This is a genomic window from Kitasatospora sp. NPDC059747 (assembly GCF_042732955.1).
GTDB lineage: Bacteria > Actinomycetota > Actinomycetes > Streptomycetales > Streptomycetaceae > Kitasatospora.
In genome coordinates, this window is sequence record NZ_JBHWGV010000092.1 from 12,189 (window position 1) to 38,182 (window position 25,994).

General features: G+C 73.6%; 22 protein-coding genes and 2 tRNA genes. 11 read left to right on the forward strand and 13 right to left on the reverse strand.

What is annotated here, in order from left to right; genetic code table 11:
* Nucleotides 1-115: 115 nt before the first annotated feature.
* From purL to purS, 3 genes are read right to left on the reverse strand one after another with little or no spacing between them, the layout of a single operon-like run.
* Entirely contained in the window at nt 116-2,371 is a 2,256-nt protein-coding gene (gene purL, locus ACFV4G_RS31590) for a phosphoribosylformylglycinamidine synthase subunit PurL (RefSeq protein WP_380445545.1), read from the reverse strand.
* A complete protein-coding gene (gene purQ, locus ACFV4G_RS31595) occupies nt 2,371-3,048 on the reverse strand; it encodes a phosphoribosylformylglycinamidine synthase subunit PurQ (RefSeq protein ID WP_329931337.1) in 678 nt (225 codons plus the stop codon). Before purQ ends, purL begins: the two co-directional genes overlap by 1 nt.
* On the reverse strand, nt 3,045-3,299 hold the full coding sequence (gene purS, locus ACFV4G_RS31600) for a phosphoribosylformylglycinamidine synthase subunit PurS (RefSeq protein ID WP_030278336.1): 255 nt from the start codon (nt 3,297-3,299) through the stop codon (nt 3,045-3,047). The genes purQ and purS overlap by 4 nt, the downstream gene beginning before the upstream one ends.
* A 466-nt stretch (nt 3,300-3,765) precedes the next feature.
* On the opposite strand from purS, the gene ACFV4G_RS31605 reads away from it, so the two are divergent.
* The 7 genes from ACFV4G_RS31605 to ACFV4G_RS31635 all read left to right on the forward strand — a co-directional run bounded on the left by ACFV4G_RS31605 (nt 3,766) and on the right by ACFV4G_RS31635 (nt 8,460).
* Complete coding sequence (locus ACFV4G_RS31605; protein WP_030304494.1) at nt 3,766-4,083, forward strand: Lsr2 family protein; 318 nt, start codon at nt 3,766-3,768, stop codon at nt 4,081-4,083.
* 153 nt (nt 4,084-4,236) lie between these two features.
* Nucleotides 4,237-4,309 (forward strand) — tRNA-Gly (locus ACFV4G_RS31610).
* A gap of 39 nt (nt 4,310-4,348) precedes the next feature.
* Nucleotides 4,349-4,421, forward strand: a tRNA-Gly gene (locus ACFV4G_RS31615).
* 175 nt (nt 4,422-4,596) lie between these two features.
* Complete coding sequence (locus ACFV4G_RS31620) at nt 4,597-5,622, forward strand: ABC transporter ATP-binding protein (protein ID WP_380445546.1); 1,026 nt, start codon at nt 4,597-4,599, stop codon at nt 5,620-5,622.
* Nucleotides 5,619-6,473: an ABC transporter permease gene (locus ACFV4G_RS31625; protein WP_380445547.1), complete on the forward strand. Its 855-nt coding sequence runs from the start codon at nt 5,619-5,621 to the stop codon at nt 6,471-6,473. The genes ACFV4G_RS31620 and ACFV4G_RS31625 overlap by 4 nt, the downstream gene beginning before the upstream one ends.
* Nucleotides 6,474-6,569: 96 nt before the next feature.
* Nucleotides 6,570-7,799: a sensor histidine kinase gene (locus ACFV4G_RS31630; protein ID WP_380445548.1), complete on the forward strand. Its 1,230-nt coding sequence runs from the start codon at nt 6,570-6,572 to the stop codon at nt 7,797-7,799.
* A 40-nt stretch (nt 7,800-7,839) separates the two neighbouring features.
* Nucleotides 7,840-8,460, forward strand: coding sequence for a response regulator transcription factor (locus ACFV4G_RS31635; RefSeq protein WP_359970474.1), 621 nt, complete (start codon nt 7,840-7,842; stop codon nt 8,458-8,460).
* A 27-nt stretch (nt 8,461-8,487) separates the two neighbouring features.
* On the opposite strand, the gene ACFV4G_RS31640 is transcribed toward ACFV4G_RS31635, so the two are convergent.
* The 4 genes from ACFV4G_RS31640 to purD form a co-directional block, all read right to left on the reverse strand.
* Nucleotides 8,488-9,387 carry a phosphoribosylaminoimidazolesuccinocarboxamide synthase gene (locus tag ACFV4G_RS31640; RefSeq protein WP_380445549.1) on the reverse strand — a complete coding sequence of 300 codons (900 nt, stop codon included), beginning with the start codon at nt 9,385-9,387 and terminating at the stop codon, nt 8,488-8,490.
* A 145-nt stretch (nt 9,388-9,532) separates the two neighbouring features.
* Entirely contained in the window at nt 9,533-11,077 is a 1,545-nt protein-coding gene (locus tag ACFV4G_RS31645; protein ID WP_380445550.1) for a N,N-dimethylformamidase beta subunit family domain-containing protein, read from the reverse strand.
* A 216-nt stretch (nt 11,078-11,293) separates the two neighbouring features.
* Nucleotides 11,294-12,853, reverse strand: coding sequence for a hypothetical protein (locus ACFV4G_RS31650; RefSeq protein WP_380445551.1), 1,560 nt, complete (start codon nt 12,851-12,853; stop codon nt 11,294-11,296).
* A gap of 545 nt (nt 12,854-13,398) precedes the next feature.
* The gene (purD, locus tag ACFV4G_RS31655; RefSeq protein ID WP_380445552.1) at nt 13,399-14,649 is read right to left on the reverse strand and encodes a phosphoribosylamine--glycine ligase; all 1,251 of its coding nucleotides are present in this window, start codon (nt 14,647-14,649) and stop codon (nt 13,399-13,401) included.
* A gap of 369 nt (nt 14,650-15,018) precedes the next feature.
* Here purD and ACFV4G_RS31660 point away from each other — a divergent pair, with 369 nt between their 5' ends.
* Nucleotides 15,019-15,804 (forward strand): SLATT domain-containing protein, encoded by a 786-nt coding sequence (locus tag ACFV4G_RS31660; protein WP_380445553.1) that lies wholly within the window; start codon nt 15,019-15,021, stop codon nt 15,802-15,804.
* Nucleotides 15,805-15,870: 66 nt separating this feature from the next.
* Here the strand turns inward: ACFV4G_RS31660 and ACFV4G_RS31665 are convergent, their stop codons facing one another.
* The 3 genes from ACFV4G_RS31665 to ACFV4G_RS31675 all read right to left on the reverse strand — a co-directional run bounded on the left by ACFV4G_RS31665 (nt 15,871) and on the right by ACFV4G_RS31675 (nt 18,577).
* Nucleotides 15,871-16,518 (reverse strand): hypothetical protein, encoded by a 648-nt coding sequence (locus ACFV4G_RS31665; protein ID WP_380445554.1) that lies wholly within the window; start codon nt 16,516-16,518, stop codon nt 15,871-15,873.
* 117 nt (nt 16,519-16,635) lie between these two features.
* Nucleotides 16,636-17,619: a GntR family transcriptional regulator gene (locus ACFV4G_RS31670; RefSeq protein WP_380445555.1), complete on the reverse strand. Its 984-nt coding sequence runs from the start codon at nt 17,617-17,619 to the stop codon at nt 16,636-16,638.
* 160 nt (nt 17,620-17,779) lie between these two features.
* The gene (locus ACFV4G_RS31675; protein ID WP_380445556.1) at nt 17,780-18,577 is read right to left on the reverse strand and encodes a carbon-nitrogen family hydrolase; all 798 of its coding nucleotides are present in this window, start codon (nt 18,575-18,577) and stop codon (nt 17,780-17,782) included.
* Nucleotides 18,578-18,750: 173 nt separating this feature from the next.
* On the opposite strand from ACFV4G_RS31675, the gene ACFV4G_RS31680 reads away from it, so the two are divergent.
* Both ACFV4G_RS31680 and ACFV4G_RS31685 read left to right on the forward strand, forming a co-directional pair.
* Nucleotides 18,751-19,572, forward strand: coding sequence for a maleylpyruvate isomerase family mycothiol-dependent enzyme (locus ACFV4G_RS31680; protein ID WP_380445557.1), 822 nt, complete (start codon nt 18,751-18,753; stop codon nt 19,570-19,572).
* 157 nt (nt 19,573-19,729) lie between these two features.
* A complete protein-coding gene (locus tag ACFV4G_RS31685; RefSeq protein ID WP_380445558.1) occupies nt 19,730-20,554 on the forward strand; it encodes a Bro-N domain-containing protein in 825 nt (274 codons plus the stop codon).
* Between the two features lie 96 nt (nt 20,555-20,650).
* On the opposite strand, the gene ACFV4G_RS31690 is transcribed toward ACFV4G_RS31685, so the two are convergent.
* The 3 genes from ACFV4G_RS31690 to ACFV4G_RS31700 all read right to left on the reverse strand — a co-directional run bounded on the left by ACFV4G_RS31690 (nt 20,651) and on the right by ACFV4G_RS31700 (nt 24,700).
* Nucleotides 20,651-22,003, reverse strand: a complete 1,353-nt coding sequence (locus ACFV4G_RS31690) for a nitrate/nitrite transporter (RefSeq protein ID WP_380445559.1) — start codon at nt 22,001-22,003, stop codon at nt 20,651-20,653.
* A 73-nt stretch (nt 22,004-22,076) separates the two neighbouring features.
* Entirely contained in the window at nt 22,077-23,309 is a 1,233-nt protein-coding gene (locus ACFV4G_RS31695) for a M64 family metallopeptidase (protein ID WP_380445560.1), read from the reverse strand.
* A gap of 152 nt (nt 23,310-23,461) precedes the next feature.
* Entirely contained in the window at nt 23,462-24,700 is a 1,239-nt protein-coding gene (locus tag ACFV4G_RS31700; protein WP_380445561.1) for a benzoate/H(+) symporter BenE family transporter, read from the reverse strand.
* A gap of 208 nt (nt 24,701-24,908) precedes the next feature.
* On the opposite strand from ACFV4G_RS31700, the gene ACFV4G_RS31705 reads away from it, so the two are divergent.
* Nucleotides 24,909-25,856 (forward strand): LPXTG cell wall anchor domain-containing protein, encoded by a 948-nt coding sequence (locus ACFV4G_RS31705; RefSeq protein ID WP_380445562.1) that lies wholly within the window; start codon nt 24,909-24,911, stop codon nt 25,854-25,856.
* Nucleotides 25,857-25,994 lie beyond the last annotated feature (138 nt).

Here is a 25,994-nt window from a genome sequence, read left to right on the forward strand (position 1 = left end):
GGCGCGGCGTGTCTGTTTGGTGTGTCTCGGCGCGGGTTGGGTTCGGGCCCTCCCCTAGCCGCGCGGGGGGGGGGGGGCCCGCCCCCCCCCCCCCCCCCGCCCCTCGAAAAGCCGATCAGGCCAGCAGGGCCTCGATGACGCCGGTGTGGGCGTCCTTCAGCTCGGCCAGCGTGACGCTGAACTGCCCCTGGACGTCGATGCTGTCGCCGTCCACGACGCCGATCCGGGTGGCCGGCAGGCCCCGGGCGGTGCACATGTCGTTGAACCGGAGCTCCTCGCTGCGCGGCACCGCCACGACGGCGCGGCCGGCCGACTCGGAGAACAGGAACACGAACGGGTCCGCGCCCTCGGGCACGATGATCCGCGCGCCCTGGCCGCCCTTGAGGCAGCTCTCCACGAGCGCCTGGCCGAGGCCGCCGTCGGAGAGGTCGTGCGCGGCGTCGATCATGCCGTCGCGCGAGGCGGCGATCAGGATGTCGCCGAGCAGCCGCTCGCGCTCCAGGTCGACCTTGGGCGGCAGGCCGCCAAGGTGGTCGTGGACGACCTGGGACCAGGCCGAGCCGCCGAGCTCGTCCGCCGTGTCGCCGAGCAGGTAGAGCAGCTGCCCCTCCTCGGCGAAGGCGACCGGGGTGCGGCGGGTCACGTCGTCGATGACGCCGAGCACCGCGACCACGGGGGTCGGGTGGATGGCGACCTCGCCGGTCTGGTTGTACAGCGAGACGTTGCCGCCGGTGACCGGGGTGCCGAGGACCAGGCAGGCGTCGGCCAGACCGCGGGTGGCCTCGGCGAACTGCCACATGACGTCCGGGTCCTCGGGGGAGCCGAAGTTGAGGCAGTCGGAGACGGCGAGCGGCTTGGCGCCGCCGGCCGCGACGTTGCGGTAGGCCTCGGCGAGGGCCAGCTGGGCGCCGGTGTACGGGTCCAGCTTGGCGTAGCGACCGTTGCCGTCGGTGGCGACCGAGACGCCGAGGTTGGTCTCGTCGTCGATCCGGATCATGCCCGAGTCCTCGCCGTGCGAGAGCACGGTGTTGCCGAGCACGTACCGGTCGTACTGGTCGGTGATCCAGGACTTGGAGGCCTGGTTCGGGTGGCCGGCGACCTTCAGCAGGTCGGCCTTGAGGCCCTCGCCGGTGGTCGGGCGGGCCAGCCGCTCGCCGGTGGGGGCGTCGGCCTGCAGCGCGTCCTGCCAGCTCGGGCGGGCGTACGGGCGCTGGTAGGTCGGGCCCTCGTGGGCGACGGTGCGCGGCGGCACGTCGACGACGAGCTCGCCGTGCCAGAAGATCTCCAGGCGCTCGCCGTCGGTCACCTCACCGATGACGTTGGCGATGACGTCCCACTTCTCGCAGATCTCCAGGAAGCGGGCGACCTTGTCCGGCTCGACGATCGCGCACATGCGCTCCTGCGACTCGCTCATGAGGATCTCCTCCGGCGAGAGCGTGTTGTCGCGCAGGTGCACGGTGTCGAGGTCGATCCGCATGCCGCCGGAGCCGGCCGAGGCCAGCTCGCTGGTGGCGCAGGACAGACCGGCGCCGCCGAGGTCCTGGATGCCCTTGACGAGCTTCTCGCCGAAGATCTCCAGGGTGCACTCGATGAGGAGCTTCTCCTGGAACGGGTCGCCGACCTGGACGGCCGGGCGCTTGGCCGGCTTGGTGTCGTCGAAGGTCTCGGAGGCCAGCACCGAGACGCCGCCGATGCCGTCGCCGCCGGTGCGGGCGCCGTACAGGATGACCTTGTTGCCGGCGCCGGAGGCCTGCGCGAGGTGGATGTCCTCGTGCTTCATGACGCCCACGCACAGCGCGTTGACCAGCGGGTTGCCCTGGTAGCAGGAGTCGAAGACGACCTCGCCGCCGATGTTCGGCAGGCCCAGGCAGTTGCCGTAGCCGCCGATGCCCGCGACGATCCCGGGCAGCACGCGCCGGGTGTCCGGGTGGTCGGCCGCGCCGAACCGCAGCGGGTCCATGACGGCGACCGGGCGGGCGCCCATCGCGAGGATGTCGCGCACGATGCCGCCGATGCCGGTGGCCGCGCCCTGGTAGGGCTCGATGTACGACGGGTGGTTGTGCGACTCGACCTTGAAGGTCACCGCGTAGCCCTGGCCGACGTCCACGACACCGGCGTTCTCGCCGATGCCGACGAGCATGGCGTCGGAATCGGGCTTCTTCTCGCCGAACTGCTTCAGGTGGACCTTGCTGCTCTTGTACGAACAGTGCTCCGACCACATGACCGAGTACATCGCGAGTTCCGCCCCGGTCGGGCGGCGGCCGAGAATCTCCCGGATCCGCGCGTACTCGTCCTCCTTGAGGCCGAGTTCGGCCCACGGCTGGGCCGCGTCCGGGGTCTGCTCGGCGTTCTTGACGGTGTCGAGGCTCATCAGGCGTTCACCAGCTGCTTCAGGACGGAAGTGAAGAAGCCCAGGCCCTCGGTGGTCGGACCGGTGAGCGGCTCCACCGCGTGCTCCGGGTGCGGCATCAGGCCGACGACATTGCCGGCGGCGTTGGTGATGCCGGCGATGTCGCGGTACGAACCGTTCGGGTTGACGTCCAGGTAGCGGGCGACCACCCGGCCCTCGGCCTCCAGCTCGTCCAGGACGTGCGCGTCGGCGACGAAGCGGCCCTCGCCGTTCTTCAGCGGAACCACGATTTCCTGGCCCGCCGAGTAATCCCGGGTCCACGCGGTGCCGGCGTTCTCGATCCGCAGCTTCTGGTCGCGGCAGACGAAGTGCAGCGAGTCGTTGCGGGTGAGCGCGCCCGGCAGCAGGTGCGATTCGCACAGCACCTGGAAGCCGTTGCAGATACCGAGGACCGGCATTCCGAGCTTCGCCTGCTCGATGATGGTGGTCATGACCGGCGAGAAGCGGGAGATCGCCCCGCAGCGCAGATAGTCGCCGTAACTGAAACCGCCCGGCAGGACGACGGCGTCGACCTGGTGGAGATCCTCGTCACGGTGCCAGAGGGAGACCGGCTCGGCGCCGGCCAGCCGGACCGCGCGCTGCGCGTCGCGGTCGTCGAGGGAACCGGGGAAAGTGACGACGCCTACGCGGGTGGTCACTTCGCCGCCTCCTCGACCCGGACGGTGAAGTCCTCGATCACGGTGTTGGCGAGAAAGGTCTCGGCGGCTTCGCGGATACGGGCGAGTGCGGCGTCGTCGACCGGACCCTCCAGCTCCAGCTCGAAACGCTTGCCCTGGCGGACGTCGGCGATCCCGGTGAATCCGAGACGGGGCAGTGCGCGCTGCACCGCCTGTCCCTGGGGGTCGAGGATCTCCGGCTTGAGCATGACGTCGACTACGACGCGTGCCACTGGCACTCCCGGTGGTGTCTTCGTGAGGCGGGGGAACTCCAGACTACCGGTGGTTTCGGGCGGGATTGCTGGCCGGGGAGAGCGACGCGCGTAGACCCGAGACCCTTACGCCGCAAGGGATCCGGCCGCGCCGACCCCCACCCCCGGCAGCCGATTTCGGCGGATTGGCCGGCCGGGCGGAGAACCCCCGAAGAACACCCGAATACGGCACTCCGGGACAGAACCGCCCGTCCCGTGCTCCGGTATCCGCAAGTCCCACGAAGAGACGTGAATATCCGGAAAAGAATGCCGGACTCTTCGATTTCGACCAGCTTCGGGTGCAGAATAGGGCCACCTGTCGCGGCAAGTGCTGCGTATCCGGCGGGCCACCAGGCCTGCCCGTATGCGCTTGCGCGAGTGGTGCACATCAGGCCCCGGGGCGCACCCCGCGCGCCGACGGCCGAATTGCCCGAGAGGATTGACACCCATGGCACAGCGTGTAGTTGTCACGCTCTCCGACGACCTGGACGGCGGCGCCGCCGCGGAAACCGTCCACTTCGGCGTCGACGGGAAGTCGTACGAGATCGACCTGTCCGTGGACAACGCGGAAAAGCTGCGGGAGGCCCTCGCGCCGTTCGTCGCGGCCGGGCGGCGGCAGAGCCGCACCGGAAAGTCCTTCCGCCGCACCGCGCTGACCCCCGACCCGGCCGCGGTCCGCGCCTGGGCCCAGTCGCGCGGAATGGAGCTGCCGGCCCGCGGGCGCATCCCCAAGCACGTGTACGAGGCGTTCGCCGAGGCGAACTGACCCCGGCGGGGACGTCCGGCCCGAGCCGGCGGTCCCGCGGTCGCCCTGCCCGCCGAAAGGGTGGGGCGACCACCCCGAACGATGCTGTAGAGTATTCCTCGTCGCCGCAACGGAGAGATCCGAAGAGGCGGCCGGTGCCCCACCAGGCACCGTGCGGACGTGGCTCAGTTGGTAGAGCATCACCTTGCCAAGGTGAGGGTCGCGAGTTCGAATCTCGTCGTCCGCTCGCAGTGCGCGAGCACAGCACAACTCAATAGTTTGACCTGCGGACGTGGCTCAGTTGGTAGAGCATCACCTTGCCAAGGTGAGGGTCGCGAGTTCGAATCTCGTCGTCCGCTCAGAAACGAAGGGCTCCTCGGTAGAGGGGCCCTTCGGCATTTCCCCGGGCACTCCCCGCATCCGCGGGCGTACCGGTGACCGATGACATTTGTCACCGCCGACCCGTGGATCCGCACCCCCTTCCGATGACGGCGCGCACTGACCGCGCGGACCGGGCGGCGGAAGGCTGGAGCCATGGAAACGCGCCAGCCCGCCGGCACCTCCGGCCCCGTGATCGAGGTCACCGACCTCCAGCGCCACTACGGCTCCGGCACCACCGGCTACCACGCCGTCCGCGGCGTCGACCTGACCGTCGGCCGCGGCGAGCTCTACGCCCTGCTCGGCACCAACGGGGCCGGCAAGACCTCCACCATGGAGCTCGTCGAGGGCCTGGCCGCGCCCAGCGGCGGCACCGTCCGGGTGCTCGGCCACGACCCGTACCGGGAGCGGGCCGCGCTCCGCCCGCGGATCGGCATCATGCTCCAGGAGGGCGGCTTCCCCGGCGAGCTCACCGTCGCCGAGACCGGCCGCACGTGGTCCGGCCTGACCAGCGGCGCCCGCCCGGTGGCGGAGGCGCTGGAGCTGGTCGGCCTCGGCCACCGGCGCGACGTGCGGGTCAAGCAGCTGTCCGGCGGCGAGCGCCGCCGGCTCGACCTGGCGATGGCCCTGCTCGGGCGCCCCGAGGTGCTCTTCCTGGACGAGCCCAGCACCGGCCTGGACCCGGAGGCCCGCGCCGCCGTCTGGCGGCTGGTCCGCGAGCTGCGCGCCCAGGGCACCACCGTGCTGCTCACCACGCACTACCTGGAGGAGGCCGAGGAACTGGCCGACCGGCTGGCGATCATGCACGGCGGGCGGGTCGTCACCACCGGCACCGTCGCCGAGGTGATCGCCGGACGGCCCTCCCGGATCACCTTCGAACTGCCCGAGTTCAGCGGGGCCTCGCTGCCGCTGCTGGCCGGGGCCGAGGTCGCCGTCGACGGCCGCAAGGTCACCGTGCAGACCTCCGCCCTCCAGCGGGACCTCCACGAGCTGCTCGGCTGGGCCCACCACCACGACCTCGCGCTCGGCGCCCTGGACGCCCGCAGCGCCTCGCTGGAGGAGGCCTTCCTCGCGATCGCCTCCGAGGCCGCCCACCAGGACGAGCCGCGGCCGCCCGCGCCCGCCGGCCGCGCCTCCCGTCCCTCCCGCTCCTCCCGCCGCCTGATCGGATCCGCCCGATGACCACCGCCGCCCCCTCCAGCGCCACCGGCACCACCACCGGCACCGCCGCCGGCCCGCAGGGGACCGCCCTGCGCCGCCTGGCCTCCCTCGGCCGCTCCGAGGCCACCCTGCTGCTGCGCAACCGCTCGGCCCTGTTCACCGCCCTGCTGCTGCCGGTGCTGATGATCGCCGGCCGCCGCAGCATGCTGAAGCAGCAGGCCTCGGACCACCCCGGCCTGGACGTCGACTCGCTGCTGATCATCGGCACCATCGGCGGGATCCTGGCCTTCGTCGTCTACTACAACCTGACCGCCGCGTACGTCGGCCGCCGCAACGAGCTGGTGCTCAAGCGGCTGCGCACCGGCGAGGCCCGGGACCTGGAGATCCTGGCCGGCACGGCCGTGCCCTCGGTGAGCCTCGCGCTGCTGATGAGCGCGGTCGTCGCGGGCGGCGGCGCCGCCTTCCTGCACCTCGGCGCCCCGGTGAACCCGCTGCTGCTGGCCGCCGGGCTGCTCCTGAGCATCGGCACGATGATGGCGACGGCCGCGCTCACCAGCGCCTTCACCAAGACCGTCGAGACCGCCGGCATCACCACCCTCCCGCTGCTGCTCGTCTCGCAGTTCGGCTCCGGCCTGTTCATCCCGCTGGAGGTCATGCCCGACCGGGTCGCCGACTTCTGCCGGCTGCTGCCCACCACCCCGGGCTTCCAGCTGATCCGGATCGGCTGGACCGGCACCGACGGCTCGGCCGCCGCCACCGGCTTCGGCGGCACCTGGTCCACCGCCGTGCCGCACCTCGTCACGGGCGCCGTGTGGCTGGGCCTGGCGGGCTGGGGCGCGGTCCGGTACTTCCGCTGGGAGTCCCGCCGCTGACGTCCCGGCGGGCGGCACCGCAACCGAAGCCCCGGCCCCTCCCTCCCTCTGATATGAAGGCAGCGACAGCAACGTGACGGGACGGGGAGCAAGTCGATGCAGGTCAGGGGGCCGATCCGGCGCTGGAAGGGCTACGGCAAGCCGCAGCGCGCCGAGCTGTACTTCCGCTGGTCGCTGTACCTGATGGCGTGGATGATGCTGCCGATCAACCTCGTGGTCAGCGCCTCCCCCGCGAACCTCCCGCACTACGGCACCGCCGTCCGGGTCGCCCTGGTCGTCTCGCTCGCCTCCACGCTGGTCACGCTCCGGGCGTACCGCACCGCGCTCGACCACTACCTGAAGCGGCCGGTCGAGTACCGGCGCTGGCTGGTCGTCAACGCCGTCCTGACGGTGGTCGGCTCCTGGACCGTCATCCTGCTCGGCCCGTCCACCGGCGGGCCGGTGAGCCCCCACGCGCCGCCGTTCACCGCGGTCGTCGCCACCGCCCTGATGGGCTCGGCGATCGGCCCGACGGCCGTCGCGGTCTCCCTGCCCCGGACCTTCCTGATCGCCATCGGCCAGGTCCTGGCGATCGCTCCCGCGATGGTGCTGGCCGGGTTCGACCCGGGCATCACGATCGGGCTGCTGGTCGGGGCGGTGATCGGCCTGTCCTTCCTGATCGGCAGCTGCCGCAGCTTCGCCTGGGTGACCGCGATCGTCTGGGAGCTGGACGCCGCCCGCGAGGCGCAGTCCCGGCTCGCCGTCGCCGAGGAGCGGCTGCGCTTCTCCCGCGACCTGCACGACGTCATGGGCCGCAACCTCACGACGATCGCGCTCAAGAGCGAGCTCGCCGTCCAACTCGCCCGCCGGGGGCGCGCGGAGGCCGCCGAACAGATGGCCGAGGTGCAGCGGATCGCCCAGGACTCGCAGCGCGAGGTCCGCGACGTCATCCGCGGCTACCGCACCGCCGACCTGCACGCCGAGGCGATCGGCGCCCGGGCGGTGCTGCGCTCCGCCGACGTCGCCTGCGAGATCGACCTCGGCGAGGACGCGGACCGGCTGCCGGCCCCGGTGCAGTCGGTGCTCGGCTGGGTGATCCGCGAGGCCACCACCAACGTGCTGCGGCACAGCGAGGCCGCGCACTGCCTGATCCGCCTGCACCGGGAGGACGGCCGGGCGGTGCTGGAGCTGGAGAACGACGGCGTGCCGGAGGTCCCGCTGCCCTCCCAGGGCGGCGGCACCGGACTGCGCGGGCTCCGCGAGCGGCTGGCCGCCCACGACGGCGAGCTGACCGTCCCGACGGCCGCACCGGGCACGTTCCGGATGCTCGCGGCCGTACCGATCTGACCGACGTCACCCCGTCCGCCGGCGCCGAGGAGGCCCACCGATGACCGAGACCCCGCCCGTCCGCGTCCTGCTCGCCGACGACGAGCACCTGATCCGGGGCGCGCTGGCCGCGCTGCTGTCGCTGGAGGACGACATCGAGGTCGTCGCCCAGGCCGGCTCCGGCCCGGAGGCGCTCGCGATGGCCCAGGCGCACCGGCCCGACATCGCCGTCCTGGACCTGCAGATGCCCGGACGCGACGGCATCGAGGTCGCCACCGAACTGCGCCGGCTGCTGCCGGACTGCCGCTGCATGATCGTCACCGGCCACGGCCGGCCCGGCTACCTGAAGCGGGCGCTGGAGGTCGGGGTGCGCGGCTTCCTGCCCAAGACCGTGTCGGCGGCCGACCTCGCGGGGATCATCCGGACCGTCCGGGCCGGCGGCCGGTACGTCGACCCCGAGCTCGCCGCGGACGCGATCAGCGCCGGCGAGACGCCGCTGACGCCGCGCGAGACCGACGTCCTGGAGCTGGCCGCGGACGGCACCCCGATCGCCGAGATCGCCGCGCGGGCGGCGCTGTCCCAGGGCACCGTCCGCAACTACCTGTCCTCGGCGGCCACCAAGCTGGGCGCGGAGAACCGGCACGCGGCGGTGCGGATCGCCCGCGAGCACGGCTGGATCTGACGGCCGTACCCGCGGGCGGTCGGGGGATCAGACCCAGCTGGTGCCGGTCAGGCGCTCGTACACCTCGACGTACTTGGCCCGGGTCCGCTCGACCACCTCGGCCGGCAGCGCCGGCGGCGGCTCCTCGCTGTAGCGGTCCCAGCCGGAGGCCGGGGAGACCAGCCAGTCGCGGATGAGCTGCTTGTCGAAGGACGCCTGCGAGCGGCCGGGCTCGTAGTCGTCGGCCGGCCAGTAGCGGGAGGAGTCCGGGGTGAGCACCTCGTCGCCGATCACCAGCTCGCCGTCCAGCAGGCCGAACTCGAACTTGGTGTCGGCCAGGATGATGCCGCGGTCGCGGGCGATGTCCCGGGCGCGGGCGTAGACGTCGAGGGTGGTGCGGCGCACCTGGTTGGCCAGCTCGGCGCCGATCCGGCGGGCGGTCTCCTCGTAGGGGACGTTCTCGTCGTGCTCGCCGACCTCGGCCTTGAGCGCCGGGGTGTAGATCGGGGCGGGCAGCTCGGAGCTGTTGACCAGGCCCTCGGGCAGCGCGATGCCGCAGACCGTGCGGCTCTCCTCGTACTCGCTCAGGCCGGAGCCGGCCAGGTAGCCGCGGGCGACCGCCTCGACCGGGATCATGTCCAGGCTCTTGCAGATCAGCGTGCGGCCCTTCCAGTCGGCGGGCGCGCCGGCCGGGACCTCGGTGGAGATCACGTGGTTGGGCACGATGTCGGCGATCCGCTCGAACCACCACAGGGAGAGCTGGGTGAGGACGCGGCCCTTGTCGGGGATCTCGTTCGGCAGCACCCAGTCGTGGGCCGACATCCGGTCGCTGGCCACCATGACCAGCTCGCCCGACTCGGTGCGGTAGAGGTCGCGCACCTTGCCGGTGTGCAGGTGGACCAGGCCGGGCACCTGGACCGGCTCGGGCTTGGTGACAAATCCGCTCAAGGTGTTCAGTCCTCAGGGGTCGTTCACGGGCGTGGGCCATCAGTCCAGCGGCCGGGCCGTGCGAAAGGGGAGGTCACTGCCCCCGCAGTCTTTCACGAACGCTCCCGGCGGCCTTCCGGGCCTTCCGGGCCTCGCGCCGACGGGCTCAGGGCCCGTTCTTGCAGAGCCGGTCGAGCAGATTGGCGGTGGCGCGCTGGACGCGCTCGTCGGTGAGGCCGGGGCGGCCCAGCGCGGGCGACCAGGCGAAGGTGCCGGCCGCGAAGACGTACGCGCCGCTGGGCGCGCGGTAGAGCGAGGTCTCCTGGTAGCGGGTGCGGCCGGCGAGGTCCCGGTACGGGGAGTGGGCCAGCAGGACGCGCTCGGTGTGCTCGGGCAGCGCCACCTTCGGATAGTAGCGGTCGGCCTCGCCGGCCACCAGGCCGGGCAGCTCGTCGCCCTCCTGGAGCCCGGTGCCGTCCCACAGCCAGTGCGCGGTGTGCCGGGCGAGCAGCGGGGCGGGCGCGGCGACCCGGCCCGAGTACTGCACGCCGAGCAGGTGCTGCTCGGGTTCGCCGGCGTCCCGCCACAGGGCGCTCGCGGCGCCCGGCGCCCCGGCCGCCGGGCTGCCCGGCCGGACCTTCTGGCGCTTGCGGCAGTTGAGCAGCCGGTTCGGCTCGCCGGAGGCGGCGGCGGTCAGCTCGACCCGCCAGTACATGGTGTTGGCGGACAGGAAGACCAGCGAGGTGCCGCCGTCGCGGGCCCGCTCGGCGGCGCGGCGCATCGGCTCGGACCAGTACTCGTCGTGGCCGGGGAAGACCAGCGCCCGGTGCCGCGCCGGATCGACCAGGCCGGCGTGCAGGTCGGTGGCGGTCGCGTAGGCGAGGTCGTAGCCGTAGCGCTCGGCCCAGCGGATGAAGTCGTAGGCGTGGCCGACGTGCAGCGGCAGCCCGGCGGTGGCGTGCGGGCGGTCGAAGGAGACGGTGACGGCCGCCTCCGACTCGCCGACCAGCCCGCCCCGGCCGTCCCACGCGTGGTAGAGGCTCGCGCCGCTGCGGCCGTCCTCGGGGAACAGGTTGTAGGCCTGCCAGGTCACGTCGGGGAGCACCAGGAGCAGTTCGGCGGCGTGCGCCCGGTCCTCGAAGTCCCGTACGGTGAACGGGATGTGGCTGCGGTGCAGCATGTCCGCGGTGGTCAGCACGGCGACGTACGCGCCGGGCCGCCAGTGGGCGGGGATCTGCAGCCGCCAGGAGTGCCACCAGTGGTGGCAGGACACCGTCCGGCCGACCACCAGCGGGGCGGGCTGGGCGAGGCCGGCGATGAGCGGGCTGGACGTCATGTGGTGCGCCCCGTCACCGCCGTAGTGGCCGATCCGGTAGACGTCCACGGTGAACTCGCGCGGCGGGTTGACGGTGACCCGGAAGTCCACCGAGCCGCCGGGGCGGACCACCCCGGCCGAGGCGAAGCCCTTGATCTGCTGGACGACGTCGTCGGCGCTGCGCGGGGTGCCGACCGGCGGCCGGGGCCGGGCAGCGGCGGCCAGCGGGCGCTGGCCGGGGGCGTCCACGGACACGTACCAGGGCACGGTGCCCTCGGCGTCGGCCAGGTACTCGTCGGGGCTGCGCAGCCAGGGCAGCGGGCCTTGGCCGAAGGGGTCGGAGGCGCTGTAGGCAAGCGTTCCGGACTCCCAGCGGCGGTTGAGTTCGGTACCCACGCGCCCCTCCCAGGTGCACTCCCCTCCGGCTGGCACGTGCCCCCCGGATGTGCGTGCGGTCTAATACACCACACAGTGCTGGCGCAGCGTCACCCCGCGGTAGCAATTGGTGGTGGCAATCTCGGGCCGGTCGGCGGCGGGCCCTCCGGCCTGCGCGGACGGCCGCCCGCGGGCCCGGCCGGGGGCGCGTGGGCGGCGTTCGAGCGCCGCTGTCGATCAGAGGCGGACGGGCTTCTCCAGGCGGACGTCGGCGGCGTCGAGCCAGGCGCGCAGGGGGCCGTCCTGGCCCTGTTCGACGGCTTGGGCGACGGGGGCGGCGAGGTCGGTGCGGCGCACGCCGCGGATCAGCAGGACCGGGCCGTCCAGCCAGTCCAGGCCGGGGGTGGCGCCCGCGGTGTCGACGGCGGCGCAGCAGACCATCGCGGTGACGTGGTCGACCAGCAGGTCGCGGCCGCTGCGGACGGGTTCGAGCAGCGGGGCCGGGGCGGTGGTGCGGGCCAGCTCGGCGGCGAGGGCGGCGGCCAGCTGTTCGCCGTCGCCCTCGGCGAGGCGGACCAGCAGCCGGGTGAGCGTCGGGGCGCCGGGGCGGGCCTGGGGCGCGAGGCGGTCCAGGGCGCTCTGCAGGGCCGCGGCGCGGGCCCGCCAGCCGGCGTCGACGGCCTCGGCCGGGTAGTCGGTCCACTCCAGCTCGTGCCAGGCGCCGGCGGCCGGCTCGCCGAAGAACAGCTCGGCGGCGAGCCGGGAGACCGCCCGGTCGACGGTGCCGGGCTCCTCCAGCAGGTCGCAGGCGGGGCGGTCGCCGAGCCGGGTGCCGTAGCCGTCGGCCAGCCGGTCGCGCCGGGACAGCTCGGTGAGGGCGGCGACCACGCCGGCGTTGAGGTGGGCCGGGTGGCGGCCGAGCCGCCAGGCGGGCAGTGCGACCCGGGTGAGCAGGCGGTCCCAGCCGGCGTAGGCGAGGCCGACCTGCTCCTGGGCGGCGATCCGCAGGCCGTAGTCGACCGTCCTGGCCTGCTCGGAGGCCCAGCTCGCGACGGACCGCTCAAGCTCGGCCGCGTGGCCGCGGCAAGCGCCGAGGAGGCGGCGGGTGATCCGGTCGGTCAGCAGGGCCGGGCCGCGGCGCGGCGCCCGGGGCGGGCCGGCCAGCACGGCGCCGCCGAGCCCGGCCGGGGACGGGCCGGTGTCCAGGCTGGCGTCGAGGCTCCGCAGGAAGCGGCGGGCGGCGGCGATGTCCGGGTCCGCGGAGGCGGCGGTGCCGGCCACCACGGGCGCGAGCAGGGCGCGCAGCTCGTCGGCCCGCATCCACCACAGGAACGGCGAGCCGATCACCAGGACGGGCGCGGGCGGCTCGGACCGGGGGCGGTGCGGGTGCGCGGGCTGGACGTCCTCCAGCCAGCTGTCGCAGTCCGGGGTGAGCGCGATGGCGGAGGGCGCGGGGACGTCCAGCCGGTCGGCGAGTTCGGCGATCAGCCGGTACAGCTCGGGCGCCTCCGCCCGCTCCAGCGGGACGGCCGGGGTGCGCGGTGGGACGGCCCTGCGGTAGGCGCGGGCGGCCAGGCCGGCCACCAGGAGGGCGAGCACGGCGACCGCGCCGACCGCCCAGCGGGCGGCGTCCCAGCCGGCCGCGTCGGAGGCGCCGGGCGCCCCGATGCGGCCGGTGAACCGTCCGGCCAGCAGGACCACCGCGACGGCGGCGGGCACGGCGGCGGTGGCCAGGGCGAGCCCGCGGATCCGCAGGACCGCCTGGGCGTGTGCGCGCGCGGTGTCGGCAGCGGCCATACGGTGCGGCACCCCCTTCGGAGCCCTCGGGCGCCCGCTGACGGGCCCCTGAGCCGACTCGAAACGATCAGTTCCGACCGGGAAGCGGTGGTGTCCGATCCCGGTAGTGCGTGCTGTGTGGCGCTTCTGCCATGTTCGACGCCCCGGTCCGCGTGGGTGTTCCGGAACGACCCGGTTTCCACTCGTCCCGGTGACGTCGTCCGAATATCCGGACGACGTACCGGACGCCCCGCGACCGGTCCGGTGCGAAGCACCCGGGCGACCGCCCGGCCGGACGCCGTCCAGCATCCCCCCGCGGGACCGCCGCTACCCGGCGGCGACCCCAGCGCGCGGCCACGGCGCGGTGCGATCCAGCGCACCATAAGGCCGGGCGGCCGGTTACGTCAGCCGGATGCGGGTGCTGTCACTCGATGGGCTGGAATCCGGCCGCCGAACGGTGCGCCGCCCACCACGGCCGCCCCCGCCCGGGAACGCCGCAGGGCGCTGCGTCCATGGGGGTGTTTCCCACGACGCGGCGCCCTGCGGGGTGCGGACGGCCCGGACGGCTAGGCGGTGGCCGCCGCCTTGAGGGCGATGTCGGTGCGGTGCTGGCCGCCCTTGAGCGAGATGCGGTCGACGGCGGCGTACGCCCGGCCGCGCGCCTCGGCGAGGTCGGCGCCGGTCGCGGTGACGGACAGGACCCGGCCGCCGGCGCTCAGCACCCGGCCGTCCCCGTCCGCCGCGGTGCCGGCGTGCAGGACGAACGCGGTGCCGTCCGCCTCGGCCTCGGCGAGGCCCTCGATCGGGTCGCCGGTGCGCGGCGCGGCCGGGTAGCCCTCGGAGGCGACGACGACGGTCACGGCCGCGTCCTCGCTCCAGCGCAGCGGCTCCAGCTGGTCGAGCGTGCCGGTGGCGGAGGCCAGCAGGACGCCGGCCAGCGGGGTACGCAGCCGGGCCAGCACGACCTGGGTCTCGGGGTCGCCGAAGCGGGCGTTGAACTCGATCACCCGGGTGCCGCGCGAGGTGAGCGCGAGGCCGGCGTAGAGCAGGCCGGAGAACTCGGTGCCGCGGCGGCGCAGCTCGTCCACGGTCGGCTGCAGGACGGTGTCCAGGACCTCCTGGACCAGCCCGTCGGGCGCCCACGGCAGCGGCGAGTAGGCGCCCATGCCGCCGGTGTTGGGGCCCTCGTCGCCGTCCAGCGCGCGCTTGAAGTCCTGGGCGGGCTGCAGCGGGAGGACGGTGGTGCCGTCGGTGATCGCGAACAGCGAGACCTCCGGGCCGTCCAGGTACTCCTCGATGACCACGCGCTCGCAGGCGGCGGCGTGGGCCAGCGCGGCGGCGCGGTCCGAGGTGACGACGACGCCCTTGCCCGCCGCCAGGCCGTCGTCCTTGACGACGTAGGGCGCGCCGAAGGCGTCGAGGGCCTCGGCGGCCTCCTCGGCGGTGGTGCACACGTAGGAGCGGGCGGTCGGGACGCCGGCGCCGGCCATCACGTCCTTGGCGAAGGCCTTCGAGCCTTCCAGCTGGGCGGCCGCGCCGGACGGGCCGAAGACGGGGATCCCGGCCGCGCGCACGGCGTCGGCGACGCCCGCGACCAGCGGGGCCTCCGGGCCGACGACGACGAGGTCGGCACCGAGCCGCCCGGCCAGGCCGGCGACCTGGGCGCCGTCCAGCTGGTCGACCGGGTGGACCGTCGCCACCTGCGCGATGCCGGCGTTGCCCGGGGCGCAGTGCAGCTCGGTGACGGCGGGATCTTGGGACAAGGAGCGGCACAGGGCGTGTTCGCGGGCGCCGCCGCCGATGACGAGGACCTTCACGGTTGGCAAGGGTAGTCGGTGGCCTGTTCCGGCCGCTCTCCGGTCCCGTCGGAACCTCCAAGCGGAGAGCTCCGTACGCTCACGATGTCGGAGGATCCTCCAAGGCCGGGCCCCGTCTTTCGGCGGCGGGTGGCCGGGTCAGGACGGCGGGTCACCGGGGCCTCGCTCGGACGGGTGAAATCTCGCCGACCCCCGCATCCCTCCGACCTCGTGTTCCGGTGGCCGAATCCGATAACGATCAAGGGGGAAGCGCCCCGCGGTCAGCCATTTGGCGGTAAGAAGTGCTGTTGGACAACCTCTGGCAGACGATCCGTCAGCCGGACGCGTCGCCAGACCCAGCCGCCCGCCCCGCCACAGGGAGCCCCACAGGTGAGCCAGCCGGAAATGCAGCCCGAGGAGAGTGCCTGGGGCAAGGAGATCGGCGAGGAGGACCAGCCCGTCGCGGCGGTCGCCCGCCGGGCGTCCACCCGCCGCCGGACCGATCTGAGCGCCCGCCAGTTCCCGCTCGGGGACTGGGGTGAGCCGGCCGAGCGGCTGGAGGAGCTCTACCGCTGGTCCGAGGAGCGGGCGGTCGAGGCGATCGAGTGGTACCGCAAGGACCGGGTCTGGAAGCGCCGCTGGGCCCGCCTGCTGCGGTTCGGCACGGTCGGCTTCGCGATCGGCGGGGTGTCCGCCCCGCTGGTGGACCTGACCGGCACCGTCGCGCACGGCACCAGCTGGGGCTACGTCGGCCTGGCCCTCGCGGCGGCCTGCCACGGCACCGACCGGGCGTTCGGCCTCACCTCCGGCTGGATGCGGGACGTGAGCACCGCGCAGGCGCTGCAACGCCGCCTGGAGGCCTTCCAGTTCGACTGGGCGTCGGAGTGCGTGCGGGAGGTGCTCGGCCCGACCGAGGGCACCGCGGGCGAGGCCGCCGAACGCTGCCTGGGCGTGCTGCGCCGGTTCTGCGAGGACGTGTCGGACATGGTCCGCACCGAGACCTCGGAGTGGATGCTGGAGTTCCGCGCGTCGATGACGCAGCTGCCCACCCAGGCCCCCGGGACGTGGGGCGGGCGCACCGAGACCGGCGTGGGCGCCCAGGTGCGGGTGCTGCCCCCGCCGGGCACCCGGCCCACCATGCCGCGCCAGCGGCCGCCGGAGGGCCCGCTGCGGTAGGCGGGCGGCCGTGCGGGGGCGGACGTGCGGGGGCCGAGGACCGGACAGCCGAGGCTGCCGCCCGGCTCAGGCGAAGACGATCATCGAGCCCTGGGAGACGCTCCGGGTCGCCGCCGCGTACAGGCCCGCCCAGGCGTGCCGCTCGCGGGCGAAGGGGTGCAGGTCGTCCAGCGGCGGGCCGAACGGCTGCTCCAGGCCGGTCGGCCCGAGCGGCTTGGTCGGGGCCGGCGGGTTGTACGGGTCCAGGCCCAGGGACGGTGCCACGGCCTGGAGTTCGCGCAGCAGCCCGTGGCTGGAGCCGAGCGGGCCGCCGACCGCGAGCAGCGCGTCGTCCACCAGCGGCACCGCGAACTCGATCGGCACGTAGGCGCCCGCGTGGTCGAAGTGCCAGACCAGGTGGGACTGTTCGGCGCTGTTCTCGAACATCTCCAGGAGCTGCTCGTAGTCGCCGCCGAGCGAGTCGACCGGCGTGATGTCGAGGCCGGTGAGGCCCAACAGGTAGGCGCGGCGCAGGAAGTGCAGGGAGTCGTAGTCGAAGGCGGCTATCGGCTCGACCGCCCCGCTGATCCCCGGGACGTACTGGTAGACCGGCACTTCGGGCAGTCCGCGCGAGGTCAGCACGGCGTTGTACAGCGCGAGGTCGTCCCGGAAGGGGTTGTCGGGGCTGTGGCTCAGCACGTCCACGAGCGGGACGAGCCAGAGGTCGCAGGCCATGGCCGGCTCTTCCTCTCCGGGCGGGGAGTCGTCCGCGCGGACGGGGACGACTACGGGCGGCGGTGTCCGCACCGGGACGGGTCCCGACGGGGACGTCCGGTACGACGACCGCCCACCCTACCGGCCCGGCGCGCGATGCGGATCGGGCCGTCCCTGCGGGTGCTCGGGGGGCTCGGGCAGCCGCCGGCCGAACCGGCCGTGCGGGATCGATCGCGGCTGCGGCACCAGGCCGAGCCCCAGTCCGAGCTCCCGGCCCAGCTCGCGGCCGACGTCCTCGCCGCGCCGCGGGCGGGCCGTCCCCGGCACCGCGGGACCCGGCTCGTCCGGCGGCGGCCCGGCCGGCCCGGGGGCCGGGGCGGGCTCCTCGTCCACGGACTCGGTGAGCAGCCCCAGCACGGCCACCGACTCCAGCGGCTGCCCGGCCAGCTCGGCCAGCAGCCGGACGGTGAACAGGTTGTACTCGCAGATGATCCGGTGCGCCCCGGCGAGGTCCCGGGCCTCGATCGCGTCCACCAGGTCGACGTGCCGGTCCCAGCACACCCCGCCCAGCGCGGACAGCTCCCGCAGGTAGGACGCCGCGAACATCCAGGACTGCACGCGCAGCCAGTCCAGGTAGGCGCCGATCCGGCGGTTGCCGAGCAGCCCGGCGACCTCCTGCCAGAACCGGCGGTCGCAGCCCACCATGACGTCCAGGTTCCCGGCCCTGGCCGCCCGCACGGCCGCGTCCGCCCGGCGGCGCAGCGAGGGCAGCCGGGTGAGGTCGGGCAGGGCGCGGCGGGAGCGGTACTGGCGGTAGTAGCTGTCGGTGAGCAGCACCCGGGACTCGAAGATCTCCACGAAGTCGTCCCAGCCCAGCTCGGGCACGGTGAACCCGCGGTGGTGCTCGGCCCGCAGCAGGCCCTGGGCGCCGAGGTCGACCAGCGCCTCGCGGGCCGGGGTCGCGGAGACGCCGTACAGCTCGGCGATCTCCTTGACGGTGAAATTGCGGCCCGCCTCAAGGCGGCCGGCCATCATCTCCTCGCGCAGCGCGCCCGCGATCTGCTCGCGGAGGCTGTTGCGGCGGATGACGGGACGGGTGTCGCCTGCGCCGTTGCCGGCCATGCGCGCGACCTCCTCGGGCGGGCCGACCGGCCGCCCCTCGGCGGACCGGCCGAAGAACGACTGGGAACACGACGAGTGCTCATCTTCTCAAACCCGTCCGGAGCAGGTACAAACCAACCCCGGGAACGGCCGGATCCCGCCCGTTCCGTCCCCTCCGGCGTCAGCGCTGGACCGGCGCCGGGATCCCCAGCAGGCGGTCCCGCAGCACCGGGAACTCCGCCCGTGCCTTGGCCACCTCGGCCGGGTCGAACTCGACGGTCAGCACCTGCTCCCCCGCCCCGGCCTCGGCCAGCACCCGGCCCCACGGGTCCACCACGATGCTGTGCCCGGCCTGCTCGACCCCGCCGTGCGTCCCGGCGGTGTTGCAGGCGAGGACGTACGCCTGCTCCTCCACCGCGCGCGCCCGGGCCAGCAGCGTCCAGTGCTCGCGGCGCCGCGCCGGCCAGGCCGCCGGGACGACCAGCAGCTGCGCGCCCGCGTCGAGCAGGGCCCGGAACAGCTCGGGGAAGCGCAGGTCGTAGCAGGTGGCCAGGCCGAGCGTGCCGAAGTCGGTCGCGGCCGTGACGATCTCCTGCCCGGCGCCCATCACCACCGCCTCGCCGCTGTCGAAGCCGAAGCGGTGGATCTTGCGGTAGGTGTGCACGAGCTCGCCGTCGGGGGCGAACAGCAGCGAGGTGTTGTAGATCGGCCCGTCCGGGTCGCGTTCGACGATCGAACCGGCGTGCAACCAGACCCCGGCGGCCCGGGCGGCGGCCGCCATGGCGTCCGAGGTGGGCCCGTCGAGCGTCTCCGCGCCCTCCGACCAGAGGTCGTAGGCGAAGCCCCCGAGCGGCCACAGCTCGGGCAGGACCACCAGGTCACAGCCGTGCTGGGCCCGTACCAGGGAGGCCGCCCTGGCCCGTCGCTCGGCCGGCGGCTCGGCGTCGGAGACCGCGAGTTGGATCAATGAAGCGCGCACAGTACCACCGTCCACGGCAAGAGTCCTACGATCGTCACCCGAAAGCGCTGCCCGGCTGTCACCCGGCAGCGTAACGTGCGGTTAGCGTGTGCGCCCGAAGGCCGGACCGACCCGGCCGGCCGACGGGGCAGGGTGCGCGCGGCAAGGCAGCTGACGGAGGGCCGGAGATTCCCGTGACGGACAACCAGACCGTGCAGGCGCACACCGAGGCGTGGACGCAGAGCATCGAGTCCATATCCGAACTGGTGACCCCCCTGCCGGAGGGCGCCTGGAACCGCGCCACCGAGTGCCCCGGCTGGTCCGTGCGGGACGTCGTCTCGCACATCATCGCCGTCGAGTCCGAGTTGCTCGGCGACCCCCGCCCGATCCACGCGCTGCCGCGCGACCTGCGCCACGTCACGAGCGAGTTCGCCCGCTACGTCGAGCTGCCGGTGGACAAGCGCCGCTGCCACACCGCGCTGGAGATGACCGGCGAGCTGGAGTACACGATCATCCGCCGCTCGCGGGCCCTGCGCAACGCCCGGCAGACGCCCGAGGAGCCGGTGCGCTGGCCGGCCGGCCCGTTCGCCCGGGACGTGCCGTACCACGAGCTGCTGCGGCTGCGGGCCTTCGACGTCTGGGTGCACGAGCAGGACCTGCGCCGGGCCCTGGCCGCACCCGGCAACCTGGCCTCCCCGGCCGCCCTGGTCGCCCGGGACGTCCTGCTGGAGAGGCTGCCCAAGGCCGTCGCCCACACCGCGGGCGCCCCGGCCGGGACGACCCTCGTGCTGGACGTCACCGGCCCGGTCGAGTTCCTGCGCACCGTGCGGGTCGACGCGGCCGGCCGCGGCACCGTGGACGAGTCGGTCAGCCTGGCCCCCGACGTCCAGCTGACCATGGGCTGGGAGACGTACGTCCGCCTCGCCTGCGGCCGCGGCCGCCCCGGCCCGGTGGGCGTCGAGGGCGACAAGGAGCTGGCCGAGCGGGTGCTGGCCACGTTCTCGGTCACCATCTGAGAGGGCAGTCGCGCACCACCCGGCGTACACGCACAACCGTGCGCCGGGGCGGTACGCCTCGTGCATCCGTGCGTCAACGTGGGACCAGTACGCCACTCGTTCGACCTCGTTGTTCCGGGCAGTCCTGCCATCACTCGGAAGAAGGAGGGGCGTCCCCATGGACGACGAACAGGAACAGCAGGAACAGATGGTGCTGGTGCGGTCGAGCTTCCCGGTCACGGGCCAGCCGATCAGGGTGGTGATGATCGACGGGCAGCCGTGGTTCGTCGCAACGGACGTGTGCCAGGTCCTGGACCGCCGCAATCCGGCCCAGGCCGTCAGGGCGCTGGATTCCCACCAGCACCGCACCGTCGACATGCGAGCGGTAACTATCACTAAAACTTACAGTTACGACGTTTCCGCAGGTCAGAAACTGTATAGCCCCGCGAACCCTTTCCTGCGCGTGGTGAGCGAGGCGGGCCTCTACTCCCTGCTGATGAGGTCCAACAAGAAGTCGTCCAAGCCGTTCAGGGACTGGGTCACCAGCGAACTCCTCCCCTCCATCCGCCGCGGGGACACCGACATCCCCACCCAGCAGCGGCGGATGGCGGAGACCCTCACCGAGGCGATCGGCCAGCAGGTGCAGATCATCGCCGAGATCGACCACGAGGACTGGCCGGGAGTCGTCATCCACTCGGACGGGACGGTGCACTGCCGGCACGGGGAGATGGTCTTCCACATGCCGACGCGGGAGGAGGACAGCGGGCCGCCCTTCGGCGCCTACTACGCCTGCCCATCCGTGGAGCGGGTCGGGATCCGGGGCAGCAGGGTCGTCCCCGGCTGCCCGAAGCTGAAGCTGGTGGACCTGGTCCGCCTGCGGCGTGAAGCGCAGCACGAGTCGGCTCCACCTGACCACGGGCTCATGCACGCAGAGCTCCATGGCGCCCGGATCTACGGGACGCCACCGCAGATGGCCGCGATGATGCGGGAGTACGGTCGCTGACGTATGCCCCCGGTATGAGTGAGTTCAACTCACTCATACCGGGGGCATTAACCTTCCCCAAAGGATGGCTAATCGCGTTTTCGCAGGTCAGAAACCCTACGCACCCACTGCCACTAGCCTCCGCCGCAGCCGCAGGATCATCGCCGTCCCCACCGCCAGCGGCACGTACTGCCAGCAGAACGCCCACCGGAAGGCGTCCGCCGAGTACGTCTCCGCGCCCGCCGGGGCCAGGGCGTCGAGCAGGACGCCGATGCCGAACAGGGTGATCATCGTGCCGATGAAGCCGCCCATGTTGACGATGCCGGAGGCCGTTCCGAGCCGCTCCACCGGGTTGCGGGCGCGGGCGTAGTCCAGGCCGACCAGCGAGGCCGGGCCGTTGCTGCCCATCACCAGGATGATCCCGACGAGCAGCCACACGGGCGGGTGCGCGCCGGGCCAGGCCAGCACCAGCGCCCAGCCCAGCGCGGTGGCCCCGATCACCGTGAACACGATCGGCATCCGGGCGCTCGGCGAGAAGGACAGCACCCGGCCGAACACGAAGCCACAGGTCATGTTGGAGAGCACCAGGAGGGTCAGCAGCCCGCCGGCCTCGGCGCGCGTCATGCCCTGCGCCTCGACCAGGTAGGGCAGGCCCCAGAGCAGGCCGAAGGCGTTGCCGGGGAACTGCGTCGTGAAGTGCACCCAGAGTCCGAGCCTCGTGCCGGGCTCCTGCCAGCACTCCCGGACCTGCCGCCCGATCCCGGTCCGCGGCCGGTGCTGATCGACCGGCTCGGCCACGGCGGGCGCGTCCTTCAGGAAGAGCGCGACCAGCGCGAACACCGCCACGCCCAGCAGCGCGATCGCCGCGAAGGTCGGCGTCCAGCCCTCGCTGTGCAGCACCTGCGCGAGCACCACCGTCGTGAACAGGTTGCCGCCCATCCCGACGAGGCCGGTCAGCTGCGCGACGAACGGGTTCTTCGCCGCCGGGAACCAGCGCGCGGCGATCCGCAGCACGCTGATGAAGGTCATCGCGTCCCCGCAGCCCAGCACCGCGCGGGAGGCCAGCGCGGGGGCGAACGAGGAGCTGAACGCGAAGGCCAGCTGCCCGGTGCTCAGCAGCAGGACGCCGAGCAGCAGCACCCGCCGCGGCCCGAACCGGTCCACCAGCAGCCCGACGGGCACCTGCATGGCCGCGTAGACCAGCACCTGGAGGATCGAGAAGGTGGAGAGCGCCGAGGCGCCGATCCCGAAGCGCTCGGCGGCGTCCAGCCCGGCCACGCCGAGGCTGGTGCGGTGGATCACCGCGAGGACGTAGACGCTGACGCCGACCGACCACGCGAGCCACGCGGCGCGCCCGCCGGGCGGGGACGCGAAGGCGGCCGGGGACGTGACGGCGGCCGGGGACTCGTCGGAGGAGCGGGGAGCGGGGGCGGACAGGGGACGGACTGAACGGTCTGGCTCCACGGGCATAGTGCGTCCAGGGTAGTCATCCCATGATTGGACGCCCAGAGTGGGGTACGACCGATCTCCCCGGGACCTGCGCTCAGCCGGTGACCGTCCAGGACACCGAGCGGGTCATGTACTTGTCCCGGAAGCCCTCGTCGCGCACCCAGTCCGTGGTGTCCCGGACGGTCGCCGTGACGGTGGCGGCGCGGCCGGCCGGGATGTTCAGCTGCGCCGAGTCCAGCCGCCCGCCGTTCACCGTCCGCGGATCCGCCGGGACGCCGTCCACCGTCCAGTCCACCCGCAGCTGGCGCGGTCCGGACAGCGGCAGCGGCCGGGCGTCCAGCTGCGGGCGGCCGTCGACCTCGCCGGGCGGCGGCACCGGGGGGTCGGTCGGGCGGATCCGGCGGTACAGCTCCTCGATGATCGCCTCGCGCGAGGGCAGGTTGTAGGCACTGCCCAGGGTGCGCATCACCGAGTCCTGCGTCGGCCGGTAGAGGCCGTTGGCGCTGCGGTACGCCCCGACCGTCCCGGCGCCGTCCGGGGACGCGGCGCCCAGCCAGCGCCACCACTTGGTCTGCTTCTTGCGCATGTCGTCGGCGTTGAGGGTGGAGAGGTTCGGGTAGTCGGCGTCGTCCGGCGCGGAGTCGTACTCGTCCCCGAGGTCCCCCACGGTGTGGCCGATCTCGTGCTGGATGATCCGCCCCGCGTCCGGGCTGCCGCCCGCCAGGGTGGTCACCCCGGTGCCCCCGGCGCCGCCGTACTCGGTCGAGTTCGCCAGCGCTATCAGGTACTGCGGCCCGGCGCTGTCCCCCGCCAGCCGGGCGGTGGCCGCCTCGTCCGCGCAGAGCAGCCGGGCGGTGCCCTCGCACCAGAAGTGCATGCCGAGCGGGGTCGAGGGGTTGCGGCCGCGGCTCTCGGTCTCGGCTATCCCGGAGACCGGCGAGAGCACCTCGACCCGCCGTATGTTGAAGAACGCCTGGTAGCTGCGGAACGGCTCGATGTCCATCAGCGAGTGCCAGGCCCGGTCCGCCTGCTGCTGGAAGAGGTCCTGCTCGGCCGCCGTGTAGCCGTCGCCGAGCAGCACCAGGGTGATCCGGTTGGCCGGGTCGCCGGTGCGGCGTATGTCGACGGTCGGGGCGGGCGCGGCGCCGCGCAGGTCGGCGCGCTGCGCCGTGTGCGGCGGCACCGCCCGGTCGACGGGGGCGCCGGCCCCGATCACGCCGAACGGCGAGGGGCCGACCAGCTCCAGGGCGGCCGGGAGTACGGCGGTGGACACCAGCACGAGCGCGGCCAGACTCCGAACGAGACGGCCAGGGTTGCCAGGCGGCATACGGGTGCGTCCTCGGGGCTCCGGTCACCCGGTGTCGCCCGGGTGGTGGAGCGGAGACGTACCCGACCCGGCGTGTCGCCCCCACCGGCGGACGAAAAAGTCACCGACCTGGCCGAACGATCCACATCGGACCAGTCATACCAATGAATCTGTCAGGGCTTCCGCGCCAGGCCGAGCACCAGGTGCGTCCCCAGCCCGAACAGCAGCCCCCAGAACGCCGAACCGATCCCGAACAGGCCCATCCCCGACGCACTCGCCAGGAACGTCACCACCGCCGCGTCCCGCCCCCGCTCCTCCGCGACCGCCGCCGCCAGGCTGCCCTGCAGCGACGCCAGCAGCGCGACCCCCGCGATCACCGCGATCAGCTCCTTCGGCAGCCCGGTGAACAGGCTCACCAGCACCCCGCCGAAACTCCCCACCACCACGTACAGCGCCCCCGAGGACATCCCCGCGACATAGCGCCGCCGCGCGTCCGGGTGGGCCTCCGGGCCCGAGCAGATCGCCGCCGTGATCACCGCGAGGTTGACCCCGGGCGAGCCGAACGGCGCCATCAGCAGCGACATCGCGCCGGTCGACCCGATCAGCAGCCGGTCGTCCGCCCGGTACCCGAAGGCCCTCATCACCCCGAGGCCCGGCGCGTTCTGCGAGGCCAGGACGACGATCGTGAGCGGCAGCGCCAGCCCCACCACGGCCGACCAGGAGAACGCGGGCACCGTCAGGACCGGCACGGTCGGCCCGCCCGACCCCACCCGCAGCGGCAGGCCGACCGTGACCGCCGCCAGCACCCCGCCCACCAGCAGCGCCACCGGCACGGCGTAGCGCGGCGCGAACCGCTTGGCCAGCAGGAACGCCGCGAAGCTCCCCACCACCAGCACGGGTGCGCCGTGCACCGCCCCGAAGATCCCGGCGCCGAACGAGAACAGGATGCCCGCGAGCATCGCGTTGACGATCCCCACCGGCACCGCCGCGATCAGCCGCCCGAACCAGCCCGTCACCCCGAACAGCGTCACCACGACCGCACACACGACGTACGCCCCGACCGCCTCCCGGTACGGGTACGCCCCGAGGCTCGTCACCAGCAGCGCCGCTCCCGGCGTCGACCAGGCCGTGATCACCGGCGTCCGGGTCCACCAGCTCAGCAGGAACCCGCTCACCCCGCTGCCGACGCCCACCGCCCAGATCCAGGACGCCGTGTGCGCCGCGTCCAGCCGCCCCGCCGAGGCCGCCGCGAGGACCACCACCAGCGGCCCCGAGAACGACACCGCGATGCACACCAGCCCCGCCAGCAACGCCGTCCCCGACGCGTCCCGCCGCAGCGACCGCCGCTCCCCGTCCCCGCCCGCGTCCCCGCCCGGCACCGTCCCCGGACGGACAGTCAGCTCATCCGTCATTCCGGCAGTATCCCGAAACACGGCTCCGGAAGGCTTCCGAAAAAACTTCTGAACCCACCTGCAACCACCGGCGGGGATGCGCGTCTATACGGATGAAGGCACGGAGAGCGAGACCGGCAGAGCCGGGGGGCGCTTCCGCTCAGGAGGAGCGGAGCCGGTCGTCTTCACCCACCACACCGTCAGACCCATGACCCTGGGGAGTCACGTCATGCGCACGTCCGTTATCACCCGCTTTGCGAAGAACACCCGCTCGCTCTCCACCCGCCGCACCCTCGCCGCCCTCGCCACCACCGCCGTCCTCGCCGGCGGCATCCAGATCCTCACCACCGACACCGCCTGGGCCTGCTCCGGCCCCTACCAGGGCCCCGGCACCACCATCTCGGCCGACGCTCGGGCGCGGCACCACGCGAACCCCCTGGACGCCGACATCATCGAGCCGAACCCGACCTCGCTGACCGCCGGTTCGAGCATCGAGTTCGGCGTGAAGCTGCTCAACCTCAGCGGAGCCGACTACGACAACGCCGCGTTCGGCCTCACCCTGAAGGACGACAGCGGCGCGAACCGCCTCCGCACCGGGGACGTGACCATCGAGGCGATGATCGACGGCACCTGGACGAAGCTCGGCATCGACGACGGATGCGGCGGCGAGGCCGTCCGGGTCGACACCGGGTCGTTGGGCCAGCACCTGGCCGACGGCCGGACGGCTCGGGTGATGTTCCGGTTGCACCTGGCCGCCAGTGCCCCGAAGGACCTCACCATGCTCTCGGTCACCGCCTCGCCCTGGGCGGAGGCCGGACCCGCCAGCAAGCCCGTGGGCGTGGGCATCAGGGTCCTCCACGCCAACGGCGAGGCCAAGCCCGCCGGCAAGCCCACGGTCACGGCGAAGCCGAGCGCCCCGGCCAAGCCCGCGCCCGGCAAGCCCGCCGCGGACGAGACCAAGACCGCCGCCCCGGCCGCGCCCACCGCCGAGGCCCCCAAGTCCCCCGTCACGAGCCCGACTTCCGCCCCGGCCACCACCGCCCCGGACGGCGCCACCGAGCTCGCACACACCGGTTCCTCCTCCACCAACGGCTTCCTCGCCCTGTCCGCCGCCGCGCTGCTCGCACTCGGCGCGGGCGTCCTGATCGCCGTCCGTCGCCTCCGGCCCCAGCGGTAACCGACGAACGGACACCACGAAGGGGCCTTCCTCCACACGGCGGTGTGGAGGAAGGCCCCTTCCCTGGTCCCACCCGCCGGGCCGCCCCAGGGGGTCAGGCGCGTCGGCTGCTCCCGGAGGGCGGCCCCGGCGGCCCGC